5 protein-coding genes are annotated in these 21,590 nt (G+C 66.5%); 4 read left to right on the forward strand and 1 reads right to left on the reverse strand.

Features of this window, described 5'->3' with window-relative positions:
* The first annotated feature begins 312 nt into the window (after nucleotides 1-312).
* Genes KF791_15335 through KF791_15350 form a run of 4 tightly spaced genes read left to right on the forward strand, consistent with a single transcriptional unit; the run spans nucleotide 313 to nucleotide 6,946 of the window.
* A complete protein-coding gene (locus tag KF791_15335) occupies nucleotides 313-3,378 on the forward strand; it encodes a dehydrogenase (GenBank protein ID MBX3733948.1) in 3,066 nt (1,021 codons plus the stop codon).
* Complete coding sequence (locus KF791_15340) at nucleotides 3,375-4,745, forward strand: PQQ-binding-like beta-propeller repeat protein (protein ID MBX3733949.1); 1,371 nt, start codon at nucleotides 3,375-3,377, stop codon at nucleotides 4,743-4,745. Before KF791_15335 ends, KF791_15340 begins: the two co-directional genes overlap by 4 nt.
* Nucleotides 4,742-5,659 carry a hypothetical protein gene (locus KF791_15345; GenBank protein MBX3733950.1) on the forward strand — a complete coding sequence of 306 codons (918 nt, stop codon included), beginning with the start codon at nucleotides 4,742-4,744 and terminating at the stop codon, nucleotides 5,657-5,659. The genes KF791_15340 and KF791_15345 overlap by 4 nt, the downstream gene beginning before the upstream one ends.
* Before the next feature lie 30 nt (nucleotides 5,660-5,689).
* Nucleotides 5,690-6,946 (forward strand): beta-ketoacyl-[acyl-carrier-protein] synthase family protein, encoded by a 1,257-nt coding sequence (locus KF791_15350; protein MBX3733951.1) that lies wholly within the window; start codon nucleotides 5,690-5,692, stop codon nucleotides 6,944-6,946.
* A gap of 25 nt (nucleotides 6,947-6,971) precedes the next feature.
* Here KF791_15350 and KF791_15355 read toward each other — a convergent pair whose 3' ends face one another.
* Nucleotides 6,972-21,584 (reverse strand): carboxypeptidase regulatory-like domain-containing protein, encoded by a 14,613-nt coding sequence (locus tag KF791_15355; GenBank protein ID MBX3733952.1) that lies wholly within the window; start codon nucleotides 21,582-21,584, stop codon nucleotides 6,972-6,974.
* Nucleotides 21,585-21,590 lie beyond the last annotated feature (6 nt).

Consider the following 21,590-nt stretch of genomic DNA (forward strand, 5'->3'; position numbering starts at 1 on the left):
GCAAGGGTGAGGGCAGGACGGGGGGCTCAATCCAGCCCGCAATTCGCCGACCCATCATCGCGGAGCCGCGCGCGGCCGCGGGCCCCCAACTGCCGCCAGGTGGAGGATTTGCTTTCCATTGGGAAGCGCGGGCGGCTCACGAGCCGTCAGCAGGTGGGCTCTCCGCCACTCCGATCCCCGGTCACGCAAAGGGTGCGCCAGAACCGTCACACAACAGGCCCGCCGCCGGTGCCATCGCTCAGAAGGGAGAAGTCCCCATCCGAGAGCAAGGGTTGCTCGCATTTTTGGGATGGTGCCGTTAAGAAGCCAGGCATGTCCCACCTGCGAGCATGGGTTGCGTGGCTGCTGGTCGCCCCGGGCATGGCGGCGTCGTTTCCAGCGCCTTACGACACGGACCCGCCAGGCCATGTTCCGATCGCGGCTGAGGCCGCGGCTGCGACGTTTCGGATGCCCGAGGGTTTCGAGGTGACCGTGTTCGCCTCCGAACCTGACGTCCGCCAGCCCATCGCGATGACGACGGATCCGCGGGGGCGGCTCTGGGTGGTCGAGAACTACACCTACGCCGACGCGCGGGTGGGATTCGCCACCAACCTCAGCGACCGGATCCTGATTCTTTCCGATACCAATCACGACGGCCGGTTCGATCATCGGACGGTTTTCTGGGACTCCGGGAAAATCGTCACCAGCGCAGAACCCGGCCTGGGTGGGGTGTTCGTCATGGCACCACCACACCTCCTGTTCATCCCGGACCGGAATGGTGACGACGTGCCCGACGGGGAACCGGAAGTGGTGCTCGACGGGTTCCACACCACGAACGGCAGCCGGCACACGTTTGCCAACGGCCTCAAGTGGGGCCCCGACGGCTGGCTCTGGGGCCGGGTGGGCATCTCCAGCACGGCGCGAGCCGGGGTGCCCGGGACCCCCGAAGCGGACCGTGTCCTCATGGCCGGCGGTATCTGGCGGTACCATCCCGGACGCCGGGTGATCGAGGCGGTCGCCCAGGGCACGACGAACCCCTGGGGTCTGGACTGGAACGACGTCGGGGAACCCTTTTTCATCAATACCGTCATCGGGCACCTCTGGCATGCGATCCCTGGAGCCCACTTCGAACGGATGTACGGCGACGATCCGGATCCCCACAGCTACGACCTGATTCCCCAGCATGCCGACCACTTTCATTTCGACACCGGGGCCGGCTGGACGGAGTCGCGTGCGGCCCGGGACGGGAGCGCCTTTGCCACCGGCAGCGACGCCCTTGGGGGCGGCCACGCCCACTCGGGCCTGATGATTTACCTGGGTGCAAACTGGCCCACCCGATATCGAGACCGCCTCTTCACGATCAACCTCCACGGGCGGCGGGTGAACGAGGAGCGGCTCGAGCGGCTGGGTCCGGGATATGTGGGACGCCATGAGCCGGACGTCCTGCGCGTGGGCGATCCGTGGTTTCGGGGCATTGATCTGCTGTACGGCCCCGACGGTGGCGTCTTCATCTCGGACTGGTCCGACACGGGGGAATGTCACGATCAGGACGGCATCCATCGCAACTCCGGCCGGATCTACAAGGTGACCCATGGGAAGCCGGAACGGCCGGTGCATGCGGACCTCACGCGGCTCGACGAAGGTACACTGGTCGCGCTGCTCACCGATTCCAACGAATGGCTGGCCCGCCAGGCGCGCCGGGTGCTGGCCGACAGGAATTGGACCACAACGTCGCCACGTCTCTCCGCGGAGCTCCGCGAGCGCTTCGGCGTCCAGAAGACAGCGCCGGCGCGGCTGCGCGTGCTTTGGGCACTGCACACCGTGGGCGGCACGAGTCCGGAATGGCTGCTGGAGCGGCTCGGTGGAAGCACTCGGGACCCGGACGAATACGTCCGGAGCTGGGCGGTGCGGCTGCTCGCCGATGAGGTGTGGCCACGCGGTGCCTCCCCCGCCCCGGCGGCGATTCAGCGGCAGTCGACGGAGGCCTTCGTCCGGCTGGTTTCCGAGGAGGACGCCTCATCCATCGTCCGGATCTATCTGGCTTCGTCGCTTCGCAATCTCCCGTTGGACGACCGGTCCCGGCTGGCCGACGCCCTGGTGCGGGACCCACGCAACCTTGGCGATCACAACCTCGACTTCCTGATCTGGTACGGGATCGAGGACCTGGTGGCGGCACGCCCGGACCTGGCGGTGGACCTGGCCATGGGCAGCCGGTATCCACGAATCCGCAGGAACGTGGCCCGCTGGCTAGGCGAAGAGATCGAGCGCCGGCCGGAAGCGCTCGCCGCGCTGCTGGACCGGGGCGCACGGGCACCGGCGGGGTCTGCCGCCGACATCACCTCGGGACTGGCCCAGTCACTGCGCGGATGGCGCCGGGCGACGCCTCCGGCGTCGTGGACGGCATTCGCGGCGCAGGCCGCGGCGCTGGACGATTCCGCCCATCATGACCGGTTGCGTGACCTCAGCCTGTTGTTCGGAGACGGACGCGCGCTGGACGATTTGCGGGAACTGGCCTTTCAGGACGGCGAGGCGTCCCCCGCGCGGATCGCCGCACTGCAATCGTTGATCGAGAACCGCCCGCCAGGACTGGATGCCCTGCTGCGGCGGGCCACCAACGACGCGGTCCTGCGCACGCCTGCCGTGGTGGCGCTCATCGGACAGGGCGATGCGGGCGCGGCCCGGCTCGCCATCGAGCGCTACCGGTGGTCTTCCGCCGCGGAACGATCGGCGTTTCTCGCCGCCCTGGCCTCGCGTCCCTCGGGTGCGGTGACGTTGCTGGATGCCGTGGCCGCCGAACAGGTCCCACCTGCGGACCTCACGCCATTTCTCGCCCGACAAATCCAGAGCCTGCTGGACCCCGCGATCACGCAACGGCTTGGGGAGATCTGGGGCACCGTGCGGGTTTCAGATGCCGACCGTCGAACGGTCATCGAGCGGATGCGAACCACCTTCGGATCGGAGCATCTTGCCACGGCCGACCTTTCCCGCGGACGGAGCACCTTCCGCCAGCTCTGCGCCCCATGCCACCGACTGTACGGAGAAGGCTCGGAGGTGGGGCCCGACCTGACCGGCTCCGGAAGGGCGCAGCTCGATTACCTGTTGGAGAATCTCGTGGACCCCAGTGCCGTGGTTCCCGCGGATTACCGAATGACCGTGGTCACCCTCCGCGACGGTCGCGTCCTGAACGGCCTCCTTCGTCAGCCCACGGAACGGACCATCACCCTCCATGGACCGTCGGAACCCGTTGTGCTGGAGCGCGCCGAGATCCTGTCCATGGAGGTCTCCGACCAGTCCATGATGCCGGAGGGCATGCTGGAATCCCTGCCACCTGAAGAAGCGCGGAACCTCCTCGCCTACTTGATGCACCCCCAACAGGTAGCCCTGCCCCTCGAGCCATGAATCGGTTCGTCCATCAGAGTTCCCCACCGTTCCACCAGCTTGCCGCCTGGCTGTTGTCCGCGCTGCTGGGACCGGCACTGACCGCTGAGCAGTGGCCCCAGTTCCGGGGTCCAGGAGCCTCGGGAGTGGATTCCACCCGCCCGGCACTGGTCCATTGGAACGTTCCCGAGGGCGAAGGCGTCTTGTGGAAAACTCCGATTCCGGGGCTGTCCCACGCCTCACCCGTCATCTGGGACAACCGCATCTATGTGCTGACCGCGGTGACGGAATCTGCCGCGGCACTGAAGGTCGGCCTTTACGGTGACATCGGCTCCCTCAACGAGCGGGATCCGCATCAATGGCGCGTCGTCGCCCTTGACCGCGACGACGGGCGCATCGTCTGGGACACGCAACTGCACGAGGGAGTGCCCCGGTCGCGTCGCCATCCGAAGGCAAGTCCGGCCAACTCCACGCCGGCGACGGACGGCACCCACATCGTGGTCCTGGCGGGCTCGGAAGGCCTGAATTGTCTGGGACGGGACGGTTCACGGATCTGGCAGAGGGATCTGGGGCCAATGGATGCCGGCTACTTCCGCGACCCGGGTGCCCAGTGGGGATTCGCCAGTTCCCCGATCATCCACGGAGACCGGGTGCTGGTGCAGTGCGATGTGCAGACCAACGCCTTCCTGGCTGCCTATGAGATCGCCACCGGACGCGAGCTGTGGCGGACACCCCGGCAGGATGTGCCCACCTGGAGCACCCCCACGGTGATCGAGGCGGGCGGACGAACCCAGGTGGCCGTCAACGGCTGGCGGGAGACCGCGGGATACGACCTCCAGACCGGAAGACGTCTGTGGCACCTGAATGGCGGCGGAGACATTCCGGTTCCCACCCCCATTCTCGCGGGGGACCTCATGATCTTCACGAGCGCCCACGGCGCTCTCCGCCCCATGCGTGCCATCCGTCCGGAGGCCTCCGGAGACATCACCCCGGCCGAGCCCGGCCAGACCAATGCTGCGATTGCGTGGGTGCATCCACGCCAGGGGAACTACATGCAGACGCCAATCGCAGTCGGCGATTGGCTTTGGGGCTGTGCGGACACCGGAGTGCTGACCTGCTTCAACCTCCGCACCGGGGAGATTCAGTACAGCGAACGCCTGTTGTCCGGTCCGGGCTACACCGCGTCTCCGGTCTCCGACGGCCGGAACCTGTACTTCACCTCGGAGACCGGGGACGTGATTGTTGTGGCAGTCCGCCCGGAGTTTTCAGTCCTTTCGAGAAACCTGCTGGGAGAGACCTGCCTGGCGACCCCCGCGCTGCTGGATGGGGTTCTCTACTTCCGTACCCGGAATCATCTGATGGCCATTGGCAAACGCGGGGGCTCATGAGTCGCGTCCCATCGGTGACCCCATCGAACCCGGCTTCGAAGTGCTCCCTGCCCACCTTGATTGCGTACCGGGGGCTTCGGGGGCTGGAGCGCTTGCTGCCCCCGGCGCCCCTTCGGGGACTCCTCTGGCCGTTCGTGGCCGCCGCAGCGTTCATCCTGGCGCTGCGGATTCCCCGGACCAATGCCGCCAGGATCGCCCCTCTGCTGCGACCCGGATGCCCCGAACGGCCGTGGCAGTGGCGGCGTCTGGTGGGAAATCTTTACTTCCGAATGGCCACGTTCTGGCCGGACCGGCTGCGATCCCACCGATGGCGGGATCGCATGCGAATTGAAGGCCTGGAACCGATCCTGAAGGCGCGCGACGGTGGCACCCCGGTGGTCTTCGCGACCCTGCATCTCAACACGCTGTCCCTGATGCGGTACCTGCTGAGGGCCCACGGAATTCCGGCGGCCACCCTGATCACCAATCCCAGCCGCAATGGGCTGATCCGGTTGCGGGACGAGGACCAGGACCGCGTGACCCACCTCGGGGGAATCCCGCACACGTTTCACACCGACGACCTGCGACAGGCGGTCGCCTTCCTCAAGTCCGGGAAGTGCTTGATGGTGGCCTGCGACCTCGGAAGTCCCAGATCCCTGAGACTGGCGACGCGCCAGGGGACGCTGACCGTGGCCCTGGGGGCCTTCCGGCTGGCTCAGGCCACCGGGGCTTTGTTGATTCCGGCCCTCACCCTGCAAGAAGACCCGTGGCGCTTCGTCACTCACATCGCACCACCCGTGGCCCTTCCTGGAAATCCGGAAACTGACGAGGCGTTCCGGCCGGCCGCCGAACAATGGATCCGGGAACTCCTGCCCCACTTGGAACGATTTCCAAGCCAATACGATCCGTTGAACAAGGGGGTCTGGACACCCTGAAGTCATTCGGATCAGGATCCCCGCTTGCCCGTGTTGGAGCACCCACCAAGTCCGATTCAACACCTGCTGGCCGAGCGACCCATCGTCGTGACCGGCTTGGGCGTCTTCAGCGCGGCCGGACGGCATCCCGGCGATTTTTTTGAGACGCTCCTCCGGGGGGTGTCCCGGGCGGTCTCACAGGTTCTGGGATCGGCGACCATCGCAATCTGCCCGGCGCCACCGGTGGCGCTCTCCGGCGCTGGATTTCGCCGGGTCCGCACGATGGACCGGTCTGTGCAGATGTCGCTCGCGGCCGCCGATGACGCCTGGGCCATGGCGGCGATGGCGGGATCCGGTCTGCGCCCCGATCGCCTTGCGGTCATCGCGGGCACCTCACGAGGGCCGGTCGGAAAATGTGCCGCCGCGACGCATCTCCCGGACCGGCGCCGAATTCCTCCCAGCCTCGCCCCAAACACAACCATTGCCGGGCTCAGCGGGGCGATCGCCCAGGCCCTGGATGCCCGGGGACCCTCCTGGACCGTCTCCGCCACGTGCGCCTCCTCGGCCCACGCCATTGCGCTTGGCGCCCAGCAACTGCTCTTGGGACTTGTGGATGCGGTTGTGGTCGGGGGTGGCGAGGCCCCGCTGGATCCTTCGGTCCTGTTTCAAATGGAAGCCGCCGGTGTTCTCGGCTCGGATCCCGATCCCCTCCGGGCCTGCCGGCCGTTTGCCGCGGATCGAAACGGAACCGTGCTGGGCGAAGGGGCAGGGTTCCTGGTTTTGGAGACTCTGGCCAGTGCTCGAGGGAGGGGTGTTCCGCCCCTGGCGCGCCTCGCGGGTTGGGCTTTGGGTGCGGACCGGATTCAGCGCACCGGCATCAACGACGTGGCGGGCTGTACGGAATCCAACATGCGGGCGTCGCTGCAAATGGCCGGGCTCCGGCCTGAGCACGTCGGGTACGTCCATCTCCACGGCACGGGAACGCGGATGAATGATCGGGAAGAGGCGCGTGCCATTCAGAGGGTGTTCCCCCAAGGGGTACCGTGCTCCTCCACCAAGCCGATGACCGGCCATTGCATGGGGGCGGCAGCCGCGTTGGGCGCCGCCGTGGGGATCCTCGCCATGCGCGAGGGGCACCTGCCCCCCAGCGTGAACTCACAGCCCCGGGATCCGGCCGCGAATCTCGACCTGATCGGTCCCCTACCACGCGAGGCGCGTCCGGCCGCCGTGCTCACCAACGCCGCCGGGTTTTGGGGCACCAACGCGACCCTGGTCTTCACTGCCGCGGACGAGCAGACGTCGTCCTGAACCGACGAGCCCAAGCGGGTGGTGACTACTTTTCCACGCCCTGGCCGCCCACCCGGCGCAGTCGGAAGAATCCACGGCCGCCATCCAGCCTCAAAAACTGCCGGACCTCCGTTGATCCGGGTGAATACTCGGCAGTGGACGGAACCGGCATCCATTGCTCCAAGTCCTGGCACCACTCCAGGAAGTACTGTTGCGGGTTTGGTGCTCTCCAGAGGATCTCCAGCACCTCTCCGCGATCCGTTCCGACCGAGAACGGGGTCGTGCCCGTGAGTTCGCCGATGGCGCGCAGGTGGATGGCCGTGACCCCCACAAAGTCATCCGCGAATCCGGTGGACAGCGGCGACGGGGGCACAAAGGACACCGGGACGAGGAAGAGGGATCCGTCGGCTCCAAAGCCAAAGCCATTGCCGCCGGTGACCTGAAGATTGGCCAGGTTGAAATCAGTGGCCTCCTCATACCGGACCGCGATCCGACCGCCGCCGCCGCCCCCGGAAGATCCCCCGGCATTGCCGCCCCGGGCCCGAACCGTCCCCGTTCCCCGCAAGGTCCGGGTGGCAATCCAGACGCCTCCGCCGCTGCCCCCACCGCCCAAGGAAGCCCCGTCACCTCCCCCCGCCTCAATCGCTCCGTCAAGGTCGAGGCTGCTGACATGGAGTCGGACCAATCCTCCACCATTACCGGCCGCGCCGCTGTCCGAGCCCCCGCCGCTTCCCGGCTCGTTGGGATCATCGGCCTCACCGTAAAGCACGTTGACAGTGCCCTCCGTGTTGCCGAGCGCACCAATGCCCCCGTAGCTGCCACCATTGCGTCGGGTGCTGCCGGTCTCGCTCCCATTGCCCAACGTCCGACCATTGTTGTCGGAATTGCCCCCGGAACGCCCGCCGAGATACCCGCGGGCATGGACATCCATCCGGCTCTGCGCATCCACGGTCAACCGGTCGTCCACCACCACTTCGAGGCCAAACTGGCTTTCAACCGTCGCCGGCGGATGACTCAACACACTGCCCCCGACGATTTCAGCCGTGATTACGTGCAGACGTCCGCGGCGGTCCGCTCGCGCCTGGTCCGCGTCGAACAATTCCACCCGGGCTCCCCCCTTCAATGCGAGATGGCCCACCGCCAGCTCCGCGGAATAGGAGTTTCCGCTGGTCGCCACAGCGGTCAGGTCCCCATCAAGGGGATCGGTCACGATCTCCGAGGACGTGTTGGCGAGAATTCTGAAGACGGCGGCATGGGCGGCATTGGGTTTGAGCGAAAGGCCGACAAGAGAACCCGGCACAAGTCGGGCAAGGTCGTCGGTCAGACGGTCGGGGGCCACGGCCGTGCTGATCCCTCCCGCGAGGGAGCTGAGCGGCGTGAAGCTCACAGGAGTATTCCGTCCGAAGCCATCCACGATCAAACGTCCCCGGGGATCCTCCGGGTTCTGGAGATAGACCGTCCCCGGGGTACCCTGCTGGGATCCCACCAGGCCGCCCAGAGCCTGGAGGCCTGCCGTCGCAAACTCCGGCGCAAGCGTGGAAATGATGGCGATACGCCCGCCCCCGCCCCCGCCCGCCAAGGTCCCGGCGCCTTCGCCTCCGTTGGCCCGGATCCGCCCCTGGCCGGTCAGGATGCCCGTCGCCAGATAGACGCCACCTCCGGCACCTCCGCCTCCGAGGGAACTGCCATTGCCACCATCAGCGGCGAGTTCGCCATCAAGCACAACATGCTCCGCGGTGATTCGCACCAGGCCCCCTCCATTTCCCGCAGCTCCACTGTCGGAACCCCCGCCACTGCCCAGTTCGTTGGGGTTTCGGAAGGACCCGTACGCAGTATTGGCCCATGATTCCGCGGATCCAAAGCCGCCCACGCCCCCATGGCTTCCCCCATTCCGGCGCTGACTTCCTCCCTCGTTCGTGTTGCCCAATGTCCGGCCAAAGTTGCCAGCGTTCTCCCCGGACCGACCGCCAAGGTACCCGCGCGCGCTGGCATCAATCCGACTGTTCGTCGAGATGGTCAGATCCCTTGTGCGAATCTCCAGGCGCGGCTCGTCCAAAAGACCGGCGCCCGGATGGGTCAGCACCGCGCCATTGGTCAGCACCAGACGGCCTGCGTTGATGTTTGTGGCCGACACGCGCGCGCCATCCAGGACGACATGCTCGTTGCCTGCCAGTTCCGGCAGGGGCGTCTCCCGGCCACCGCCGCGCACGACCAGGAGCGCCGGCTCACTGGCACGCCTTGCGTGAATCGTACCCGCCCCCCCCTCGCTCAGCCCGCCGCCACCGATGGCCTGAAGTCCGCCAAAATCGAAATCCGGAGCACTGTCGTAAACCACCGCAATCCGGCCGCCGCCGCCACCGCCGGAATAGGCCGGGATCCCCTCGCCGCCGTTGGCCCGAATCCGACCACTTCCAGACAGAACTCCGGTCGTGAGTTTGATGCCGCCGCCGCTGCCACCGGCTCCCAGCGAGCTGCCCGCACCACCCATCGCGAGAATATGCCCGTCGAGAACGACGCTCCGTGCGGTAATGCGCACCAGTCCACCGCCGTTGCCCGCAGCTCCGGAGTCCGAACCGCCGCCGCTACCCAGCTCATTGGGATCCCGGTACAGCCCATAAATCGCATTCACAAACGGCTCAGCGCTTCCGACGCCGCCCAACCCGCCGTAGCTGCCTCCACTGCGACGCAGGCTTCCCCCGTCGGTCGTGTTGCCAAGGGTCCGTCCCGTGTTGCCGGAGTTCTCTCCGGAACGTCCGCCAAGATATCCCCGCGCGCTGACATCAATCCGGCTGTTCACGGAAACAGTCATCGTATCGGCAACGATCTCCAACCGGGGCGCCCCGCCAAGGGTCGCGCCGGGATGGGTCAGGACGGCACCGTTGGTCAGTGTGAGACTGGCGACGGTTACGTTCGTGGCCGACACCCATGCGCCATCGAGCACCAACAGTTCATCGCCTGCCAATTCGGGAAGCGGGGTCTCCCTTCCATTCCCACGCACCACCAACTGGACGGGCTCCTGGCCCCGGCGGACCTGGATCGTTCCCGGGGCGCCCGAATTCAGTCCCCCGCCGCCATTGACCTGCAACCGACCAAAATCGAAGTCTGGGGCGTCGTCGTAAGAGAGGGCGATCCGGCCACCACCGCCGCCGCCGGAATAGGCCGGGATGCCTTCACCACCGTCGGCACGGATCCGACCGGTTCCGGACAGAACTGCGGTTGTAATTTTGATGCCGCCGCCGCTGCCACCGCCTCCCAGCGAGCTGCCATCGCCACCCAGCGCAAGAATCTGCCCATCGAGGACGACGCTCCGCGCTGTGATGCGCACCAGGCCTCCGCCGTTTCCTGCAGCCCCGGAATCCGATCCGCCTCCACTGCCCGGCTCATTGGGATCCCGGAACAGCCCATAAGTCGCATTGGCAAACGGCTCAGCGCTTCCGACGCCGCCCAACCCGCCGTAGCTGCCTCCATTGCGACGCAGGCTGCCTCCCTCGGTCGTGTTGCCAAGGGTCCGTCCCGTATTGCCGGAATTCCCCCCCGAGCGTCCGCCAAGATACCCGCGTTCGCTGACATCAATCCGGCTGGTCGCGTCCACGCTCAACGCATTCGCGATCGCGAGTTCCAGACCGTGCCGGGAGGTTGGCGTTGCGACGGGATGCACCAATCGGGCCTGTGCGGAGAGCTCGAGATCCCGAGCGGCAAGAACTCCGCGCCGATCCGCCCGATCCCGGGCCGCATCAACAATCTCCACCGTGGCACCCCGGCGGATCACCAGGCGGCCCACGGAAAGTTCCGCACGATACGGATCACCGGCGGTGGCCGACGCGGTCAGCGGTCCGTCCGCAGGATCAGTGAAGATGCGGGCGTGGTCATTGCCGAGAATTCGATGACGAAGGCCCGAACCCGTTCCCAACTGAAGTTCGAGGCCCGCCAGGGCACCGGGAACGAACAGGGCCCTCCGGTCCACCAGCGTGTGGTCATGGAGGCCCGTACTGTTCCCCGTCGCCAACGAATGCAACGGGGTGGCGACGGCGAGGTTTTCCTCGCGTCCTGCATCCACAATCAATTCCCCGGGCTCGCCCGGGCGCGCCACATGGAGGGTCCCGGGCGTTCCCGGTCGCAGGCCGACGGCACTGCCCTCCGCCTGAAGACCGGCAAGAATTGTTGCCGACGCCGTCACGTAAGTGAGGGCAATCCGGCCGCCACCGCCGCCGCCCGATTGTTGAGGATTTCCCGCACCTCCGTTGGCTTGAATCCGCCCCTGACCCGTCAGGGAGCCCGCCGCTAGTTTGATGCCACCTCCGCTGCCACCGCCTCCCAGGGATGCGCCGTCGCCACCGTCAGCAACGATCAACCCGTCGAGCACGACACTCTCGGCCGTGATCCGCACCAACCCGCCTCCGTTCCCCGCCGCACCACTGTCGGATCCGCCTCCGCTCCCCAGTTCATTCGGATCGCGGAACGAGCCGAACGCAAAGGCCAGCCCAGGTTCGGCGCTGCCCACCCCACCGAGGCCTCCGTAACTGCCCCCGTTCCGTCGCGAACTCCCGCCCGCGATCGTGTTCCCCTGGGTGCGCCCCTCGTTGCCCGTATTCCCTCCGGAACGGCCGCCCAGATAGCCCTTCCCGGACACATCAATCCGGCTGGTCGCGTCCACCACCAAGCGGGTGACCACGAGCTCCAGCCTCGGTTCACCCAGCAAGTCGGCGGCGACATCCGCGTTCCGGTGGGTCAATACGGCACCGTTGGTCAGGATCAACGTGTGCAACCGGGCCAGGCCGCTGAAGGTCACCGTGCGGTTGTCAATCACCACCACGCCGGCCGCGCCGCTGTTGACCGTAGGATCCAATTCCAGGGCGACGGCGAACCCGTCGGGAATGCCGTCCCCGCTGGTGTCCGCCTTGAGCGGATCCGTGATGAAGCCGTTGGCACCGGAAACCTCCACGCCGTCCGGAATACCATCCCCGTCCGTGTCGGGATTGAATGGATCCGTACCCCTCGCCAACTCGACGGCGTTGTTCGACTCCTGACTAAATACCTCGACCTCCGCCAGATGCAGGAAGTCGGACGCGAGGTGTGCGACCCGGACATATCGTCCGGAGGCCGACGTCGGGACGCGAATCACCCCGGAGTCATACTCGCCCGTTGTGCGGTAAACCTCGACGGCCCCATTGCGGTAGGTCGCCGGAAGCTCCGCCTCCGTGAAATCCAAATCCACAAAAGGTTCGCCGGCCACCAGCACCGCCACGCGATTGCGACTCTCGCAGCAGTCCGCTCGAAGGTAGATGTCAATGGCACCCAGCGGGACAACCCTTCCCAAATCCGCCTCCCAATAGGCGTGCAGTTCAACACCCGAGTGGAAGATGCTTCCACCGGACCAATCCTGGTTCCGGTTCCCGTCCACGGCCAGGGACGGCTCGCTGCCAAAACCCGACGAGGAAGCCCGAGTCGTCGCACCCCGTGCCAGGTTCCCCTCGAACCCGTCGCCATCCATGTCGGGATCGTCACGATCAGGGATTCCGTCGCCATCGAGATCGGACAGCGTCGTTACCCGAACCGTGTGCCTCGTGGTCAGCCCTTGACTGTCCGCGGCCTCCAAAAGGAGCTGCGTCTCGTGGGTGAAGTTGTGACGGACCAGGAGGGTCGTGCTGAGGGTGTTGGTATTGGCCGCGCTTTCGCGCACCTGAAGGCCGTTGTCAGCAAACTCCAACCGGTCGAACAGGCGGATGTTGGTGTCGTCCGCCGATTCCCGGAGCCTGACCCGGCGAAGATTCCCGTCGGCATCGGTCGCGGTCACTTCGAAGCGGGTTAGGACGCCTTGAACGATCTCGAGAGTGGCTGGGAACTGGATTTCCGGTGGGAAATTTGGGGAGAAGGGATCGGTTCCCTGCTCCAATTCCTCACGGTTGGTAAACCCATCGCCATCGGTGTCGACATCCAGCGGGAACACCCGAACCACCGATTGCGTCCGTGCCAGAACGATGCCGTCGGCGTCGAGGGCCTCGGCGGCATACTCCACGTCGTCGGAGGCGGCCCCGTCCAGCAGCGGCACATCGGTTGCCCACTGGAACGGCGCCGATCGGACCACCGCGAGTTCCCCTCCATCCCGCCGGAATCGCACCGCGGCGAACACCAGAGACTCGCTGTCCGCCGCGAGGGTCAGTAACTGACCCTCCACCATTGGCTGCCCGTCCCGGGGACTGAGCAGTCGGAAGTCATCCGTGCTGAATTCGGTGACCACCGGCGCTGCGAGTGTGTTTCCGGCGAGATCCGCGACCCCGGGATTTACCGTGAACCGGTAGACACGGCTCAAGTCGAGCGGCGCCTCGGGTGTGGCCCGCACGGTTCTTTGGTCTGGATCCAGGTCCAGCGTCAGCGTCACCAGTAGCCCACTGTCCATCTCAGTAAGGACAAAGTGCTCCGGAATAATCGTGGCGGCATCGAGCTGCTCGGAGAACACCACGCGCACCGTGGGCTCACGATCCACACCGGTGGCACCGTCCGCAGGAGTCACGGAAACCACCGACGGCGGCGTGGTGTCCACCATCCGCATCGCGAACGGCAGCGGATTCGAACGGTTCCCCGCCGCATCGCGAACGGTGATCGCCAGGGTGATCACCGCCCCATTGGTCGGTGCCTGCGTGGGCACCGGGATTTGCACCACCTCAGTGCCCTCCATTCGCGGCGCGGACAACGTCGTCTCCACCGCCGAAACAAAGGCGCCGCTCACCGCCACCTCCGCGTGGGTAACCCCAAAATTGTCATCGAGGCGGAGCGTCAACGGAATGGTCTCCCCAGGCCTGACCACGCTCCCCGTTTCGGGAGCCGTCACGACCACCGTCGGTGCGGTGCCGTCGCTGACCTCCAGCGTCAGCACTTGCTGGCCACTCGACACCCCGAGGTCGTCCAGGGCCTCCGCAAAAACCTGCACCTGCGATCCAGGCCCGGCCTCCGGGGCAACCGTCCCCTGCACGCGGAGGCGCGGGGCATTCGTCGAAGCCAACTCTCCGGTGCCCAAACCGGCAACGATCGCCCGGACTTCCCCGATGCCGGAGTCATCCGCCGCGACAACGTCCACCGCCACGAAGGACCCGCTCGGCACCGGGCCCTCCAGCGGCGTGATCCGTTCGAACACCAGGGTCGGCGGCTGGTTCCCCTGTACGGTGATGATCCGCTCGATCAGCGGTCCGTCGTTGCCGAACTCGTCGGTGGCGATGGCACGTATCGTCGTCGAACCGGTCGCGGGCAGGGTCACGTCCACCCGGAAGGGGAAGGCATCTCGAGTTCCCATGGGCCGGAAATCCTGGGTGAACCGGACCTGGGCTCCCGGTTCGGGGTCTTGGAACAGGGCCTCGACGGGTACCACCGCGCCGGCCACCGGCGCACGGCTGTCCGCAATCTGCAGCGTGGAGAGCGTCGGCCCCACGGTATCCAGAGTCGCGAACGTGGCGACAAACGGCTCTCCCGCCGCCCGGTTGCCGGCCAGGTCAAAGACGTTGCCGACCGTCAGGGTGTAATTCGCGTTCGCCCGGAGCAGGTCGGCCGGGACAAAGCTCAACACCCGACCATCCACCCCCACCCCAGCCTGACCCGCGACCTCGCCGTCCGGACCGGTAAGTCGAACGCTGAAGCCTGCCGGCCGGAGCGTCTCATTGAAACTCAGCCGGGGCACGGCCCGCGGATCAATCTGGATCATCCCGTTCGTCGGGAACAGTGACAGCAGCACGGGCGGATCATTGTCCGCGGTCCGGAATCGGGACACAAACGGGACCGTCAACGCCCGGCCTACGAGGTCCCGTGGACCGGACCCGGTCACTCCGCCACCAGCGTTGAGCAGGTCGCCGGCCAGCACGACGATTTCATAAATCTGCTCGCTGACCAGCGGCACCAGCGGCGTCATTCGGAGCAACCGGGGAACCCCATTGGTTTCGAGAAGTTCCAACTGGACGTCCGCGCGGCGTCCGGTCGCGACCCATCGCAACAGCACGCCGTTGGTGCTGATTGTGCTCGCAGCCAGCGCCTCGCTGAACTCGAGGTCCACCGAAGCGGTGGTCGCCACCTCTTCGGCAGAATCCGCCGGCGCAACCGCAATCACCATGGGAAACGCTTCGTCAAACCGCAGGTCACCCAAATCGAGCGTCTGGCCATTACCCTCCAGTGTGTCCACGGTGCGGATCACCCCCCCAAAGGACGGCGCCACGGATTCGAGCTCAAAACTCCCGACCGGAATGTTTGAAAACTGGAACCGACCCTCGACGTCGCTTCGAACAAAAGCGCGTCCTGGGTTCGCACTCTGGGAGGCGTAGAGCAGCAAGACATCCACGCCCGGCACCGGGGTCACCCCGTCGGCCCGCATCAGTCGCCCGATGACGCCGCCGCTGTCACCCAACCGGAGGGTGACGTCGTCGGTCTCTCCACCCACTCCGATCGCCGCGTTGATCGCGGCGGCCAATGAGACGCTGGAGGCGCTCACCCGGTAGTCGCCCACCGGCACATCCGTAAACTCGAACCGCCCGTCGGCACCGCTCACCGCCGTCACCGACTGGCCGGCAAACAAGGGCGACCGGAACGTGATCACGACCTCGGCCCCCGGAACCGGCGTGTTGCCATCGCTGCCCACCACGATCCCGCGAACGCTTCCGACGCCCGGAAGAACGAGGGTGACCAGTGCATTGGTCCCCGGCTCCGAGATCGTCACGCGGCCCTGCACCGCGTTGCGCACCTCTCCGCCCCGACGGGACACGGCCGTAACCGGATGACTGACGAGGGTCAGGTTGTCGAAGGTGGCCAACCCAAGGGCATCGGTGTCCCGTTGCCGGCCCGCGAGCGAAACCGTCACGTTGTCCGCGGGTGTCGCTCCGTCGGCACGCACCACACGAATGGAAATCGCTCCCAGGCGCTGGAGTTGGACGTCCACCGTGGCAACCAGGGTGGTGGCCAAAAGGACTCCCGAGGCGCTTCCCGAAGTTCCCCGCCCGCCCGCCGCCACCGGGAGATCCTGTGCGGAAAGCGCAAACGCTCCGATCGGGGAGCCCGGGATGCTGAAGCGACCGTCCGGACCGGTGGTCACGGTGCGCGCCGGCGTCAGGCCATCCGAGTAGGAAATTCGCACGGTCGCCCCCGCCACATAGCGTTGACCGTAGCTGTCGAGGACGAACCCGTTCACTTCGCCCCGCGCCCCCTCGATGATCCGAACATCCACCGTCTGGTCGGCGAAGCTCAGCGTGGCCGTGGCCCGGGCGGCGGCACCGGACACAGGGTCCGACGTCAGAAGTGTGTGCGTGCCCAGGGGAACCCCTTCGAAGCGGAACCGCCCGTCAACATCGGTGGTGGCAAACCCGAGACTGCCCACCGACACCTGAGCACCCTCCACCGGCGTCACCGCATCGAGCTTCACAAACTGCCCGGTGAGAATGCCCGTCCCTCCGAGGCGGAGAATGACAGGTCCCGTTTCCCCGGGACCGACGGTGATCCCTCCACGCGCGGCGACCCGTGTCGAGGCCTCGGCATAGTGAGCGCTGACCGCATACCGCCCCTCCCAGAGGCCTTGAAAAGTGGCCCGACCGTCGGAATCGGCGAAGAGCGTCACCCGCGCCTCCCTCGGATAGGTGCCATGCTCGATGTCCACCTGCGCGCCGGCCGCCGGAAGCCCGTTGCCTCGCACCACCGTGACCTCGATGGCCGACTCCCGGGTCAACAGACGGACATCCAACTGGTTGGTGATCCCTGCAACCACCCGCACGAACGCCTCACCTCGCAACCCCGAGACGTCATCAATGGCCTCGGCCCGGTAGCCGCCCGCCGGCACCGCGATCTGGGTGTCGAAGGTGCCGTCGTCGTCGGTCCGAATCTCGAAATCGGCGGCGAAGCTGATCCGGACCCTCACCCCATCCCCCACGGGGGTGCCGTCCGGATTCAGCACTCGTCCGACAAGCCGTCCGTTGGTATCCCGGATTGGCGGAAACTGGAGGATCACGTTGGTCACATTCAGGTCCAGGTCGGTGGTGATTCCATTTTCCTGGAGCACAACCGGATAAAACGGCGAGGCGGCCTGAACACTCCACGGACCGGCGAGTAACTGGCCGGGGAAAATGAACAGTCCGGTGGCCGGATCCGAATTGAGTTCGCCACGGATGGTGATTTTGGGTTCGCCGTTCAGCGCCGGCCCGATGCCGTTCAACCGGACGCGGGCGCCAATAGGTACGCCCTGGTGGTTCAGCACACGGCCGGCCAGCGTGCCTTCGCGCAGCATCCGGATGTTGGCCTCGACGGACTGCCCATCAAACTGAAGCGCGGTGCGGGTGAAGCCCCAGGTGATGGGACGAAAGTTCCGCTGTTCCCCGGTGATGAGCGGATCATCCGCACCGACGAAGACCCGGATGGCCTCCTCAAACGCCGCCAGGATCTCGTCTTCATCCCCGCTACGGATCTGCTCGTTGAGCCGGTTGACGTTCAACTGCGGGGCGGTGGCGTTGGCCGGTGCGCTAAGCGTGTAGCCACCGAGTCCCAGATTTTCGAATGCGTAATTGCCCCGGCTGTCGGCATCGGTCCAATAAAACCCTCCCTCCATCGGGATCGCCACCCGGATGCCACCGATACCTGACCCATTGAGGTCCGTCACCCGGCCATAGATGCGTCCGGCGGCGCGCAGTTTGACCACCACGTAATTGTTGGCGCCAGCCACCACCTGAACGTTGGCCGAACCGAGCCTCGGGAAATCAATGCCGGCGTCGGGATCGCGCTCCACGCCCGCGCTGATCTGCCGGTTGCCGACCGGAACGCCCTCCAAGGCAAAATTCCCAAACATGTCGGACCGCACCAGCGACAGTCCGCCGGCAACGAGGGCATTGGGCGCCGGACGTCCATCCTCAAACTGCACCCGCCCAAAAAGCTGGGTGGTTGCCTCCAGCGAAATGTTGGCCACGGAGACTGCATCCGCAGCCACGACGTATCCCGCCCGCACCCCCTTCCGACGACCATCCTGCGAGATGGCCACCACATCATAGGCACGCGCCGGGATCTGGTCCGCGTGCCAGTTGCCGTCACTATCAGCCTCGACGATGCGGACCACCTCCTGGACCTGCTGCCCGGCCAGACGGCCGACGAAAATTCGGGCTCCGCCATGCGCTGTCAGATTGTCGGCTTCGAACACCGTGCCGCGCAGCGCTCCAAGCGGGGTCTGAAAGGATGGAAGTTCGATCGTGAGCACCGCCACATCGCCCGGGATCTCTAGCAACCCGGCCACCACGCGGGAACGGCGATCGGACGTCTGCACCTCGACGGAGTAAATGCCCAGCGGAACCCCGTAGAACACGAAGCGTCCGTCACCGTCCGCGAGGATCCCGCGTCCCAGTTCGCGGGAACCGGCGTCCGGAAACAGGTTGACCGCCGCCCGCGGCACCGGGGTCGTTCCATCCTCGGCCACAATCTGTCCCAGGACGGTGGCGCGGCCACGGAACCGCAGCGCGATCGGCACCGTCTGGCCCTCGCGCGACGAGCCCATCTGCACGGTGTCCCGGACCAGCGCCCGGTCCAGTCCCTCAACCTTGGCGATGGCTTCCGGCAGGGATCCCGCCGCGAAAAGCCCAAGCAACGTGTTCCGCGTCCCGGCACTCGTCGCCAACTGCAGGATCCGCTCCCGTTCCACCTGCCCGTCGGCCGTGTTGCCGGCGATGAGGGTGAGCGCCTCTTCGGAGAGGCCGCTCGTGTCCGTGGCGGAGATCGAATACGGGATGCCGGCCATCACGAAGTCGAAGGTGAAATTGCCACCTTCATCCGAGAGCACCTGGCTGACGCGCCGGGTCCAGGTTTCACATCCGTTGGCCCCGTTGGCCTGGTCATACATCGTCAGGGTCACCGGGATGCCCGGCGCGGGACCGCCATCACCCTTGAGAGCCCTTCCCCGAATCGCCACGCCGCCCGTGAACGGCACCTCCGTGCCCGGCACCACGGACCGTATGGGCGTGGTCACGGTGGCCAGCAGATTGGTCCGCACGTCCGAAACCCCGATGATGGTCAACGCGCGGGGCAGGATGCCGCTGATGCCCTTCCGCAGGTTCAAGTAAGCGACGCGGCCGCCGGGCTGCACCTGCACCGAGTTCGCTCCATTGTCGCCATCCACCGTGTAGGCGCCCGGCACCCCCGCCGTCTCCTGGGTCATCGCCTTGGAAAAGACCACGGCCACCACGGTGCCATAGTTGGCCCAGGGCGGTCCGATGCAGGGATTGCCGGGGCGCCCTGCATTCACCCGGAGATCCTGCTCGACGGCAATCAGGGCCGGCGGCAGTTCCTGCACCACCGTGGCGACGGCGGGAATCGTCGAATCCACGGTGCCATCGGAAACCAGATCGACACCCAGCGTCTCAACCCCGCCACCAATGGAGTAGCTGTAGGTCGCCTCCCGCGGCGGATTGGGAATCGTCCAGCGTAGCTGCCTCGCTGTCCCGTTCGTGGAGACCAGCAGCACCGAGATCTCCGCAACCGGAGGGCCGTTGGTGAAGGTCCAGAACACCGTCCCATTGGTTTCGTGCCGGAGATTGCCCCACGCGCCGCGGCCGCCGGAATACACCAGGGCGCCCGGCTGGGTGCTCCCCGGCACTTCGGCGCCGGTCTTGCCATCACCGAACTGCACCCGCAGGCGTCCGTCACTGGCCGCGACCAGCACGAACTCCTGCCCCAGCCCCGCGTAGTCCGCAGCGCGGTCCACCAGTCTCGCGCTGGCGTCCAGCGCGTCTGCCGACTCGATGGCGGCAACCAGCGCATTCCGCCATTCCAGCCCGGCGCCAGTCTCCCGCAGGATCTGATCAAACCCGTCACTGAAGATCCGCCCACCCTGCCAATCCCTGAGCAGGTCGGCGAATACCCGACGGGCCGGGTCGCCATAGCTCAACCGCTGACCCGCCTCCGCCAGATCCAGCACCCGCCGGGTGATCACCGAGCGGCCCACGCGCTGGACGCCCGGCGGCACCTGTCCCGCGGTCGCCACACTCAGGGCCTGTCCGAGGACGCGGTTGGCCGCGGCCAGCAGTTCCGGCGGCAATCCGTTGACCGCCTCCGGCAGCGCGATGGTGTCCGGCGACAGGGCCACCCCTCGTTCATCCACGCCCAGGCTCAGGCGAAACCGCCCGACGACGCTGTCATCGCTCGTGGTGAGGTTGGAAAAGCTCACCGCCCCCGTCCGCAGGGAGCGCATGCGGAAGGTCGCCGTCACCGACTGACCCGGGAGGATGGTTCCCAGCTCGACCGTTTGCTGGGCTTCGTCCTCCAGCCGTGCCCCACTGATCGAGTTCTTGTTCAGGGTCACCTGCACCAGGTTGGCCGGTGTGATGCCGGTGTTCAGCAGCGTCACGCTCGCGTCGTACGGTTCCCCGGTCCGCACGGTGCGCGGATGCGAGAACGCCATGGAGAACCGCGGATTGCGTACCAGGACGGATCCCGCCGCCTTTCCCTTCACCCGCACCGGACCCGCCGCCAGCCCGTCCATCGTCGCCTCGAGGTCCAGGTCCATGACATGCAATCCTTCCTGGAGGCCCTCGACCAGGAACTCGGCCTGCCCGGACTGCCCCGGGTCCAGGCGCGCGACGTCGTCCGGGGTGCCGAACGCGCCATCAGGCCCCGGCTGAACAATCTGCTGGACCGGCTGGATGATCTTGTCCGGACCCACCCGCGCGAACCGGAGCGGATCATCCCCAGGCACCGCGTGGCTGGCGGCCGGGACGCGGTCCGGCCCGGGAGGCAGCTTCAGGGTGGCCTGGATTTCCCGAACGCTGAGGCCGGATCCCCGCGGCGCGGCGTTCTCTGTGTAGATCTGGACGCTGAAGAACTGGTTTAGGTAGCCGATATTTCCGGGGATCACCATCAATGCGGGGATGGGCGGGATGTTGAGTCCGAGGGGTTCATCCTCGCCGGGATCCACCACCTGGAAATTGATGCCCTGGACCTGGATGTTCAGCTGGGACACCTCGAACTCGGGCGGCAACTGGGTTGTGGCGGCGATCTGGCTGTTGAGCACGGCCGCCTCCGCCAGCTTCTCCTCCAGTTCCGCCGCCGGGATCAGCTCCACCGAGTCCACGAACCGCGGCGACACCACCGGGAACGTGATGGGGATGGTCCTTCCATCGAGCACAAATGCGGCCTCGAACTCCACCACCCGGAAATTGGATTCATCAATGAAGATCCCCTTCTCCTGGATCTCCTCATAGGTCAACGGACGCGACGTCACCCGCGACACCAGGATTTCGTCAAACACGCGCACCGGCACGATGGCCGGCGATCCCTCCATGCGGGTCCGGCCGGTGGTCGCTTCGACCAGCCGGATCGAATCCAGCTGGTAGTCCCCCACGAGATTCAGGGGTGGAAACAGCATCGGCTGGTTCACCGCGCTGACAATCCGGCGCGGCTCGGGGAACCCGGGCCCTCGAAGATACGCCTCCACATAAGCCCCATCCGCCAAAGCTTGCGTCGCCTCACCCCCCGTCAACGTGACCGACACCGACCCCGCAATCCCCTTCGGCACCGCCACCGCCGCGGGTGTCACCTGCAAGCCGGTGCCGTTGATGCGATAGGTGAGGGTGGTCAGCGGCTCGGCTCGAAGGCACAACCAGTCGCCCGCCAGAACAAAAATCGCGCCCCATACAAAAACCGACTTCGCCAGAGTCGTCAAACGAGC

The sequence above is a fragment of the Verrucomicrobiia bacterium genome, assembly GCA_019634635.1.
GTDB lineage: Bacteria > Verrucomicrobiota > Verrucomicrobiia > Limisphaerales > UBA9464 > UBA9464.